This window comes from Actinacidiphila yeochonensis CN732 (genome assembly GCF_000745345.1).
In the GTDB taxonomy this organism is placed as follows: domain Bacteria; phylum Actinomycetota; class Actinomycetes; order Streptomycetales; family Streptomycetaceae; genus Actinacidiphila; species Actinacidiphila yeochonensis.
This window is the reverse complement of the sequence record NZ_JQNR01000005.1, coordinates 551,416-562,534: the sequence shown is the minus strand read 5'-3', so window position 1 is coordinate 562,534 and position 11,119 is coordinate 551,416. Positions and strand designations below refer to the sequence as shown.

The window sequence follows — 11,119 nt, the reverse complement described above, 5'->3', positions numbered from 1 at the left end:
CCTGGAAGGCGGGTGCAGAACTGATGGCCGAGCAGTTCGTCGGTTCCGGTTGGTCGTTCCCTCTGCGGATCGGACCCACCGGCGGGATCGCCCTGGTCAGCGGGGAACGGGAGATCGAGGAGGCGATCAGGCTGGTCCTGTCGACAGCGCCCGGGGAACGGCCGATGCGGCCGGACTTCGGCTGCGCCATCCACGACCTCGTGTTCGCGCCGGTCAACGAGCAGACCGCGGGCCGTATCCAGCACGAGGTCCACGTCAGCCTGGACCGCTGGGAGCCGCGGATCAGGGTCGAGGACGTCGAGGTCTCCGCCGGCACCGACCAGAGCGTCCTCTACATCGACGTCCGCTACTCGATCCGCGGCACCAACAACCCGCGCAGCCTCGTCTTCCCGTTCTACGTCATTCCGTCCCACGACGAGCCCGACGCCGGCCCCGGCCCGGGCGGCCCTTCCGAAAGCGACCGCTGATGGCCCTTCCCTCCCCGAACCTCGACGACCGCCGCTTCCAGCAGTTCGTCGACGACGCCAAGCGCTACATCCAGCAGCGCGCCCCGGAGTGGACCGACCACAACGTCTCCGACCCGGGCATCACGCTCGTCGAGACGGTCGCCCACATGGCCGACCAGATCGTCTACCGGCTCAACCGGGTGCCGGAGAAGAACCACCTGGCCTTCCTGGACCTGGTCGGCATCACCCTGTTCCCGCCCTCCGCGGCCCGCACCGAGGTGACCTTCTGGCTCTCGGCGCCGCAGGAGGAACCGGTGACGATGCCGGTCGGCACCGAGGCGGCCACCACCCGCACCGCGGACGAGGAGGCGGTCGTCTTCGCCACCGAGCGCGAACTGGTCGTCTGGAACTGCGAGTTGCGCCACCTGCTGGTGCAGCGCCGGGGCGAGCCGTCGGTGGACCGCACGCACGACCTCGCCGACGAGGACAAGGACGTGCTGTGCTTCGCCGAGGCGCCCGCCCCCGGCGACTGCATGCTGCTGGGCCTGACCAGCGCCGTGCCGCACTGCGCCGTCGCCCTGAACCTCGACAGCCGGGTCGACGGCGTCGGCGTGGACCCGCGGCAGCCGCCCCTGGTCTGGGAGGCGTGGACCGAGGACGGCTGGCAGCCCTGCGTGGTCGACCGGGACGGCACCGGCGGCCTCAACCGGCCCGGCGAGGTCATCCTGCACATCCCCGGCGGGCACGTGCTGTCCCGCAACGCCGGCAAGGAGGGCGGCTGGCTCCGCTGCCGGGTCACCGAACCCCTCCACGGCCAGCCCTTCTACACCACCTCCCCCACCGTCCGGGCCGCCGACGCCTGCACGATCGGCGGCACCACCCCCGCCGTCCACGCCGAGACGGTGTACGACGAGGCGCTCGGCGAGTCCACCGGGCTGCCCGGCCAGCGGCTGCGGCTCGCGCACGCGCCCGTGGTCGGCGACACCCCGCCGGTGCTGCTGCAGACCGCCGAGCACGAGGGCTGGCAGGACTGGCAGGTCGTCCAGAACTTCGCCGCCTCGGGCCCGGCCGACCGCCACATCACCGTGGACGCCACCACCGGCGAGATCGCCTTCGGGCCGGCGGTGCGCGAACCCGACGGCTCGCTCCGCCAGTACGGGATGGTCGCCCCCAAGGGCTCGCCCATCCGCGCCCGCCGCTACCGCACCGGCGGCGGCCGCGCGGGCAACGTGGCGCGCGGCGCCGTCCAGATACTGCGCACCTCCATCCCCTACGTCTCGGAGGTCGTCAACCGCGAGGCGGCGCGCGGGGGTGTGGACGGGGAGACGGTCGAGGAGGCGAAGGCCCGGGCCCCGATCACGCTGCGCGCCCAGGAGCGGGCGGTGACCCTGCGCGACTACGAGGAGCTGGCCCGCCGCGCCGCCCCCGAGACCGCGCGCATCACCTGTCTGGAGGGCGAGGAGAGCGAGCACGGCGCTTACGCTGTAAGGGTGTTGGTGGTACCGCAGGCGGTGCCGGACCCGGGTGGCCGGCTGCGCTTCGAGCAACTCGTCCCCGGCGACTCCCTGCTGGAGCGCATCACCCGCCACCTCGACGAACGCCGCCTGATCGGCACCCGGTTGGCGGTCGGCCCGCCGTACTACCAGGGCGTCACCGTGGTGGCCACCGTGCACGCCTTCCGCGGCGTCGACACCGACCTCGTGCGCCGCCGGGTGCACGACGCCCTCTACCGGCACCTCGACCCGCTGACCGGCGGCGCGGACGGCAAGGGGTGGCCGTTCGGCCGGCCGGTGCAGGCCGGCGAGGCGTTCGCGGTGCTCCAGCGGGTCCCCGGCGTCGAGCTGGTCGACGAGGTCGTCCTGCACCCCGCCGACCCGCTGACCGGCAAGCGCGGCGAGGCCACGGACCGCATCGACCTCTCGGCGCCGTCCCTGGTGTTCTCCTTCGACCACCGCGTCCGGGTGATCGGGGACAGCTCCCTGGTGCCCACCGAGCGGAAGGGCCTGAGCCGCGGATGAGAGGGTCCATCGACGGCCTTGAGTCGTCGGCGCCGATCGGTACGATGCTGCCCGCCGTCTTCGCCGACGACGACCTCGCGCAGCGCTTCGTCGCCGGGCTCGACGAGGTGGTCGCACCCATCCACAGCGTGCTCGACTGCCTCGACACCTACTTCCGGCCGGACCTGACCCCCGTGGACTTCGCCCGCTGGCTGGCGGGCTGGGTCGGCGCGGAGACCGACGGCACCGAACCCGAACCGCTGCTCCGCGCCGCCGTGGCGACCGCCGCGCGGCTGCACCGTATCCGCGGCACCCGGCGCGGCCTGGCCGAAGCGGTCCGGCTCGCCTTCGGCGTCGAACCGGAGATCACCGAGAGCGGCGGCGCCGGCTGGAGCGCCCGTCCGCTGGGCCCGATCCCCGGCGAGTCCCGCCCGCGCCTGCACGTCCACCTGAGGCTGCCGGACCCGACCCCGGCCGACCACTACCGCCTGGACCACCTCGTCGCCGCCGCCCGGCCCGCCCACATGCCGTACACGGTCGAGGTGACCGCCGGCGCCGCCGAAAGGACCCCGGAGAGATGACCACCACGCAGAACTGCGCAGAATGCGGCACCCGCGCGGAACCGGGCGTGTCGTTCTGCGACGCGTGCGGGGCCGTACTGAGCTGGTCGGAACGGGCGGCCGCCGCGCCGCGCGCCGAGCCCGCGCCGCGTACCGAGCCCGCGCCGCGTACCGAGCCGGAGGCCGCGCCGCGCGCCGGGGCGGACACCGCCGGACGGGCCGGCGACCCGCGCACGTACGGCGGGGACCCCGGCGGGGCGGCGGTGCCCGGGCAGGGAGGGGCGTCGTCGTTCGTGCCGCCCCGGCTGGTGCCGCCGGCCGCCCCGGCGACCGCCTACCCCGCCCAGGACGCCTACCCCGCGCCCGGCGGCGGTACGGGCCTGCCCGGCACCCCGGGGGGCTCGCCCGGCCCCGAGTACCCGATGCCCGCGGCGCAGCCGGCGGGTACCTGGGGGTCCGCGTACGCCGCCGGGTCCGGCGGGGACGCGGGCGTCCCGGCCCAGGCCGCCCAGTACGGCGTGCCCACCGCCAACCCGCCCGCGTTCGGTCCGCCCGCGTTCGGGCCGCCGGCGTTCGGCCCGCCCGCGCCCGGCTCGCCCGCCGGACACGGCGCTGACGGGGCCGCCGCGTCCGAGAACGACACCCTGGAGAACCTGCGGCTGTCGGACGCCGAGGGCATGTCCGACCGCGCCCGCCGCCTGCTCGTCCCGGTCGCCGACCCCGAGCCCGTCGCGACGCCCTCCGTGGCCCCGGTCCTGCCCGGCCTTCCGGCCCCCCAGCGCCCGCAGACCGTCCAGGCCCCGGGCGAGGAACTGGGCGTGGACGGCGGCGTGCCCTGCCCCTGGTGCGGCACCCGGAACCGGCCCGACCGGCACTTCTGCGCCCGGTGCGCGATGTCCATGGCCGGGGAGCAGCAGGCCCCGGGACGGCTGCCGTGGTGGCGGCGGCTGCTGGACTTCCGCAACAGGGAGACCCCGTGGGCCGGCGAGCGCCCCCGGCTGCGCCACACCTTCGACCGGGTACTGGGCTGGCTGGGGGCGGCGATCGTCCTGACCCTGGTGATCGTGCTGGCCGTCAACATCCCCAAGGGCGTCCAGGCCACCCGCGACCACTTCGCCAAGCGCGCCCCCGTCGCCCCGGACCAGGTCACGGCGTCCCGCTTCTTCGCCGGCCACAAGCCCGGGCTGGCGTTCGACGAGTTCAACAACACCTGGTGGGGCCCGGGGGTGTCCGAGTCGGGCCAGGGCCAGTGGATCGAGGCGTCGTTCGACGAACCGACCCGGCTGCTGGACCTGATCATCACGCCGGGCGTCTCCAACCGAGCCGACCAGAACACCCAGGAGGCCCTCCCGCACCGCGTCGAGGCCACCGTCACCGAGGCCAACGGCAAGACCACGACCAGCGAGATCGTCCTCGACGAGGGCGCGGGCGGCCAGCCCCGCGGCTTCCGCTACGACGACGTCATCAAGGTCCGCTTCACCCTGGAGACCGCCTACCAGCCCTCCAAGGAGAAGCAGGTCGCCATCGCGGAGATCGAGTTCTTCGGCCCGTCCCAATCCGGCGGCAGCTGACCCGGCAGGAACGCCGCCGCCGTCACGTGAACGGCCCGCTTCCCCTGGACACGGTGGGGGGAGGCGGGCCGTTCGCCTGCTCCGGGCAGGCGAACGGTGTCGGCCGACCCGTGCGATCAGGAGAGGGAGCGCTCGGCCACGACGCCCAGCCGCTCCTGGAAGACCTTTCCCGCGTCCGGGGTCAGGGTCCGCAGGGCCACCATGCCGGTGAGGATGACGTCGCACAGCTCGTGCTGGACGTCCTCCCAGGTGTGCGAGGCGCCCTTGCGCGGGTTCGCGGCGACCGCGCCCATGGTGGCCTGGGCGACCTCGCCGACCTCCTCCTGGAGCTTGAACAGCCGCAGCAGCCGGACCTGTTCCGTAGTCGCGGCGTTGTCCTTCTCGTCCAGCCACCGCACGAGACGGCTGATCGTGGTCCACGTCTCTTCGGTCATGGTCTCTTCGGTCATGGTCTCTTCGGTCACGGGGGTGCTGCTCCTTGCGTCGGTGCCGTCGACCACGGCGCGGTGGTCGGACCCCGTCGGTCCGACGCGTCGCGATCCGCTCGGCGGTCTCCTGCCGGAGGCGCGCCTTCGTCCGGGCCCGGCCACGGACCGGGCGGGCGCTCACCCGCAGTCTGCTTCCTTCTCCCCGCCCACGGGGCCGTTACGGCCGAACGGTGCCGGACAGCCTCGGGCCCGGAGGCGGACCCGGGCCCGGAGGCGGACCCGGACCCCGCCGCTACGGGCAGAGTTCGATCGGGCTCATCGGGCCGACGACGACGGACGCCCGGTGGTGCAGGGCGTGGACCACCGCGCGGGAGAGCGCCATCGCCGCCGTGAACCGGGTGGTGTCGGCCATGCGCAGCTCCAGCCGGGCCGGGGGCAGGGCCTCGGCCTCCCAGCGTTCCCTGACCGCCGCGGCCACCCGGCGGCCGAGGCGGTCGGCCAGCTCCTCGGCGGCGGCCACGGCAGCCGGGCTCCGGCGGGCGAACCCGGCCTCCAGCTCGACCAGTTCGGCCTCCAGCAGGCCGCCGTCCCCGCCGTCCCCGCCGTCGAGGGGGTACCTGAACAGGTCCGGACCGTCCTCCGGGCGCGGGCTCCGCACCCCCTCGGCGGCCACCGGCTCCGCCACCGCCACCGGCTCCGGCTCCGCCACCGGCTCCGGCTCCGACACCGCCGGAGCTGCCGCTGCCGCCTCCGGCCCGGTCGGCGGCGCCGTGTCCTCCTGGGCGGCTGCGGGGGTCGCGGTCGCCTTGTCCGGGTGGGTGAACCGCTCGGGGAACCGGGTGGCGAGGTCGACGGCGTGGCGGTACTCCAGGAACGCTACGGCGCGGCCCGGTGTGGTGAGTTCGTAGGTGAGGCCGCGGGAGTGGAGGACGTCGCGCAGTTCGAGGACGTAGGGGACGAAGTTCGCCTGGACGCGCCGGTTGTCCTCGGTGTGCTTGGAGGTGAGGGACGACGGGGTGACGGTGGTGTAGGTCGAGAAGTGCGGTACCGCGATCTCGCCCTCGTTCTCGCCCGCGGCGGCGTAGGGGTCCATCGACGCCTGCGTCGCCCGCACGTTGCCGGTGGCGGTGATCGTCTCGGCGTTGAAGGCGTCGACGGTCAGCCCGGTCATGCGGGTGAAGGACTCGACGGGGAGGGGGCGTGCGGTGAGGACGTCGGCGCCGTAGGTGACGCGGGTGCTGGGTTCGGTGAGGATGTCGTAGGCGTGGTCCAGGATCAGCGGGAGCTTGTCGCGGGCGGTGCGCCGGGCCAGGGACTGCGCGACGGCGCGGCCCTTGTTGCCGGTCAGCGAGTAGGAGGCTTCCTTGCTGGGGTGGCGCTCGGTGTACCGCCGGGGTTGGACGGGCTTGCGGCGCAGGGCGGCGGGGGTGTTGGAGTCGGTTCCGGCGTAGCGGGCGTGGAAGGCGGCGTTGGCGGTCTCGATGCTGACCGGGTGGACCAGTTCCGCGAGGGCCTTGTTGAGGTCGTCGGCTTTCGGTGTGCCGGCCGTGAGCGTGTAGCCGAACGCGGGTGCCGGCGGAGCGGGGAGCCGTGGGGCCGACGCCGGGACGGTCAGCGACCGGTCGACCTCCATGGGGACGAGGGCGGAGCCGGGCATCAGCTCTTCGAGGATGAAGTCGCGGGTGCCGTCGGCGTTGTCGAGGGTGCGGGTGCCTCGTTCGACGTCGAGCCGGGTCCGGTCGGGCTTGGCGGCCAGCGCGTGGGAGAGGGCGGCGTGGGACCGCTTGGAGGTGCTGGTGATGGTCCGCAGGGGCTGGGCGGGGACGTGGTCGACGCTGATCTGGAGGTGCAGGGCGACGCGGTCGGCGTACGTGTCGGTGGTGGGCGCCTTCGCCTCGTCGGGGTGGGCGCCGGTGAGGCGGCGCAGGTCCTCGGTCTCGCCGACCTGTTCCTTGCCGACGTCCTGGCCCCGGTCGTAGCGCAGCGCGCCCTGGGGGGCGAGCGCGGCCTCCGGTTCCTCGCCGACCACCCCCTCGCCGGTGGCGACCAGGCCCATGCCGTACGTGGTGATCTTCTCGTTGACCTGGCCCTTCGAGATCACGGCGCTGCCGCCGAAGGTGGTCCGGCCGGTGTCGGAGGAGCGGACGTACTGGGGGCCGCGGGTGAGGCTGGTGCCCTTCAGCAGGACGGTCAGCCGCCGGTCGCCGAGCAGGGGCCGGTCGAGGTGGACCGGGATGCCGGTGCTCATCAGCTCGGCGACCTGTCCGGCCAGCGCGGTCTCGTCGTAGGCGGCGGTGATCTTCTGGCGGACCGGGTCGGTGCCGGCCGTCATGAACCGGGCGTCGATCAGGCCGCGTTCCACCAGCGTCCTGGCCACCCAGCCGGCGACGCCGCCCGTCGTCGCGATCGCCTCCGGCGGGACGACGACGCGGACGTGCCCGGTGTCGTAGGCCAGGGAGGGGGAGAGCGGCCGGCGCAGGGCGGCGCGGTCGGCGTCGGTGGTGTCGGGCCGTTCGACGGCCGGGGTCCACGCCGCCAGCGGGTCGGCCGCGGTGAGGTGCTCGCGCAGGGCGGCGGGCAGCTCGAACTGGCTGACGCCGCCGCCCATGAACCAGTGCCCGGAGGAGGAGACCGGTTCCCGGTGGCTGAAGCGGGTGCTGTAGGTGACCTTGACCACCGCGGACATGTGGGTGGTGTCGATGCCGCCTTTGAGCACCTCCTCCATGGTGAAGCTCTCGGCGCTGTGCTCGGTGTACGCCTCCTGGGAGGCGACCACCGCGAACCGCCCCTGCGGGCCGGGGACGCCGGCGCTGTTCCCGGCGATGTCCAGTTCCGGGCCGAGCTTCATGCTGGAGAAGAACTGCCCGTACTCCCCGTGCCGTTGCTCCGTCGCCCCCTCGTGCAGCCGCCGGCCCAGGCCGCCGGCCCGCGCCTTCGCCTCCCGCGTGGCCGGGTCCGCGGCGGCCGGCTGCCGCTGGGTGGGGACCGTGGTGGGGACGAAGAAGACGGAGAAGTCCAGGGCGGACTTGACGTTGGGGACCCTGCCGCGGTGCCAGTTGCGGGGGCGGGGGAGCACGTGGCGCAGGTGCGGCAGGTGCATCGGCATGCCGGAGCTGCCGGTGAGCCGGTCCAGGTGCGAGCCGAAGTAGGCGTTGTCCATGGCGTCGCGGACATGGGTCTCGATCGCCATGTACTCGGTGAACTCGCGGTGGATGCCGTGCTTCGCGTCGTGCTCGCGGACCACGGCCAGCACCGGCGCGACGAGGCGTTCGAGGTTGGCCTGGTGCAGGGACACCCCGGAGGTGCCGGTGAGGTCGAACCGGACGCGGTGGTCCCGGAGCCGTTCGGCGGTGCCGGCGTCGATCCGGCCGAACTCGTCGAGCCCGTCGAGGTAGCCGTCCAGCCCCTGGTCCGGGGCGGTGAACGCCTTGGGCACGACGGGTGCGACCTCGTCGTCCACCTGGTGGACCAGCCGCCTGAGCTGCTTGCCGTTCGTGTCGAGCTCGGTGATCGAGATGCCGTACACGGCGTCGTACCGGGGCAGCGCGGCCGCGTCGGCGGCGGTGGTGGTACGGCGGAACTCGGTCTCCTCGGTGGACAGTTCGCGGGACTTCTCGCGGCCGCCCTCCAACTCGGTGTAGGAGTCGGTGAGGCTGAACTTGACCAGGGGCACCACCTCGACCTTGAGCCCGGCGTCGAAGCTGGTGAAGGCGACGGTCTCCTGCGCCCACTCGGTGGCCGCCCCCAGGCTTCCCTCGACCTGGAGGTCGACGGAGACGTCGCTGTCGGTGGCGGCGACGTTGCCGTCGGCGCGCCCCAGCAGGTTCCCGTTGACCTCGACCACGAAGAGCCGCGCGCGGTTCCAGAACCGCCGCCCCTTGACGGCCACGGTGACCCGGATGTTCGAGCGCACCAGGCGGTCGTACTGGGCGCGCATCTTCGCCGAGCTGAGCTCGGTGCCGACCTTGCGCATGATCTCGGTGCGGACCCGGGTGCCCTGCCGGTGGTCGGGGATGTCGCGTCGGGCCTCGAAGAGCCGGTCGTCCACGGCGGTGCGCGAGTCCATCAGGACCAGCAGCGCGTTCTCGACCGCCCGCAGGACCTTCCCGATCCCCGGGGACGAGGTGACGACCGCCGGGCCCAGGCCGCTGCGGGCGGCCAGCTGCCACGTGGCACCGCCCGGGTCCAGGGTGGGCACCAGCGTCCGGACGTCGTCGGCGTAGACGGCAGGGTCGAGACCGGCGCGCGCACCGCGCCACACCCGCCCGTCCTGGTCCAGGACGTACTCCCGGGCTTTGCGGTCCCCCACGGGGTGCCGGCTGATCAGGACCCGGTCGGCGCCGGCGACGGCGAGCAGGGGGTGGGTGGCGAGCAGGGTGAGCAGGTGCCGCGACGCGAGCCGGCTCGCGTCGCCGTCGACCGCGCGGGCCGCCGCGAGCGCGTCCCGGACGGCCTCGCGCCCGGCCCGCTGGTCGTCCCAGACCGCGGCCACCCGCTCCCGCAGGAACCCGGCCAGCTCCGGCTCCTCGACGATCAGCTGGAGGCCGCCGGGCCGCCCGTCGGCCCCGGGCGCGTGGGCCAGCCGCAGCAGGTCGGGGATGGCGTCGACGAAGTCCACCTGGCTGCGGACCGGGCGCATCCCGGTGGCCAGCACACCGCGCGGGCGCCCCTGCGGGGCGGCGCCGCCCAGCACGGCCTGGACCGTGTCCGGGCGGACCCGCTGGAGCGGCTGGCCGCTCGTGCGCATGGCCGTGCCGTCGTCGCCGCGGTCGTCGCCGGTGCGGGCGCCAGTGCCGGTGCTGGCGCGGGTGCTGGTGCCGGCGTTTCGGGAGCCGCCGAGGGAGGGGCCGCCGGCGTAGACGGCCTCCAGGTGGTCGGCGAACCGTTCGGCCTTGCCGGGCGTGCCGGTGATGCCCCGCTCGAAGTCGGCGGCGCGCGCCAGGGGGACGACGACCTCGCCCCTGACGCCCTCCACCGTGATCGGGCCTTCCACACGACCGCGCCGGTAGAGCGGTCTGCGCGGGTCCATCGTCCACTTGGCGCGCCGGCTGTCGATGGTGATCACGGCGCGGATCGCCGCCTCGTAGCGGGCCTGCCCGCCGCCGTAGCGGGCGACGGACTTGCTGCCGTGCGACTCCGTCACGCTGCTGGTGGAGGTGTCGGTCAGCTCCGCGCCGACGCCGACCCCGACGACCCGCGCGGCCGCTCCCGGCAGCCGGAAGACCACCGCCACCTCACCGGGGACGTCGTACCCGTGCGCCCGTTCGTGGGTGGTCTCCACCGAGTAGCCCATGTCCATGCGCAGCGCGGACGCCTCGGGGCCGGTGATGTCCGGCGCCCGCGTCACGGACGTCAGCTCCAGCGCGATGCGGACGTTGCCCAGGAAGTGGTGGCCCTCGATCAGGTTGGAACGGTAGGTGGAGTCGAACAGGGAGTGGCTGACCAGCTCGGCCTGTTCGCTGTTGAAGACCTCCTCGGCGACCTCGTGGACGACGTGGGCCGCGTCGTGCCCGGTGTACCCGGCCTCCAGCAGCGCGCCGCTGATCGCCCGCAGCACCGGCGCGGGGTCGATCTTGGGCAGTCCGAAGGGGTGCTCCAGCAGCCGTTCGGCGGAGCGGACCTGGAGGCTGGGCGCGTTCGGCGGCGGCGGTGTGGTCAGCGCCGACATGACGCTGTACTCGACCGCGTGCTCGGGGACCTCCACCACCCCGGTGATCTCCCGGCCGTCCGCCCGCTGGAGTACGACGCGGATCTGGGTGCCGGTCCGGTAGGTGCCGCGCGGACCGTCCATCAGACGGCTGCCGTCGAGGTAGGCGACCTCCCGCGCGTGGGTCGTCTCCAGCTGCTTGCGCGGGATGAAGTGCACGTCGATCCCGACGCCCAGGTGCTTCGTCGACTCGTAGAGGAAGCTCTCCAGGACCACGCCGGCGCCGATGTTGATCAGCGACGACCGCTCCTCCGCGTTGCTCACCTCGACGTACTTCGACGTACCGTCGACCGCCGCCGGGTCGGTCGGCAGCGCGGTCAGCCCGTCCGCCGCGGGCGCCGTCGCCGGGGTGAACGTGACGTGCGCCACGCCGTCGTGCACACCGATCCGCTCACCGAGCAGCAGCGCCT

Annotated in this window: 6 protein-coding genes; 4 read left to right on the top strand and 2 right to left on the bottom strand. The window is 74.2% G+C overall.

Features of this window, described 5'->3' with window-relative positions; genetic code table 11:
• Positions 1-23: 23 nt before the first annotated feature.
• The 4 genes from BS72_RS14335 to BS72_RS14320 are packed head-to-tail and all read left to right on the top strand — an operon-like array spanning position 24 to position 4,574.
• Positions 24-467: a GPW/gp25 family protein gene (locus BS72_RS14335; protein WP_037910872.1), complete on the top strand. Its 444-nt coding sequence runs from the start codon at positions 24-26 to the stop codon at positions 465-467.
• Positions 467-2,464 carry a putative baseplate assembly protein gene (locus BS72_RS14330; protein ID WP_051951107.1) on the top strand — a complete coding sequence of 666 codons (1,998 nt, stop codon included), beginning with the start codon at positions 467-469 and terminating at the stop codon, positions 2,462-2,464. The genes BS72_RS14335 and BS72_RS14330 overlap by 1 nt, the downstream gene beginning before the upstream one ends.
• A complete protein-coding gene (locus BS72_RS14325; protein WP_037910870.1) occupies positions 2,461-3,024 on the top strand; it encodes a phage tail protein in 564 nt (187 codons plus the stop codon). Before BS72_RS14330 ends, BS72_RS14325 begins: the two co-directional genes overlap by 4 nt.
• Positions 3,021-4,574 carry an NADase-type glycan-binding domain-containing protein gene (locus BS72_RS14320; RefSeq protein WP_037910867.1) on the top strand — a complete coding sequence of 518 codons (1,554 nt, stop codon included), beginning with the start codon at positions 3,021-3,023 and terminating at the stop codon, positions 4,572-4,574. Before BS72_RS14325 ends, BS72_RS14320 begins: the two co-directional genes overlap by 4 nt.
• 116 nt (positions 4,575-4,690) lie before the next feature.
• Here BS72_RS14320 and BS72_RS14315 read toward each other — a convergent pair whose 3' ends face one another.
• Both BS72_RS14315 and BS72_RS36500 read right to left on the bottom strand, forming a co-directional pair.
• Complete coding sequence (locus tag BS72_RS14315) at positions 4,691-5,038, bottom strand: MazG-like family protein (protein ID WP_322942247.1); 348 nt, start codon at positions 5,036-5,038, stop codon at positions 4,691-4,693.
• A 256-nt stretch (positions 5,039-5,294) separates the two neighbouring features.
• Positions 5,295-11,078 carry a hypothetical protein gene (locus BS72_RS36500; RefSeq protein ID WP_157856230.1) on the bottom strand — a complete coding sequence of 1,928 codons (5,784 nt, stop codon included), beginning with the start codon at positions 11,076-11,078 and terminating at the stop codon, positions 5,295-5,297.
• Between the last annotated feature and the right edge of the window lie 41 nt (positions 11,079-11,119).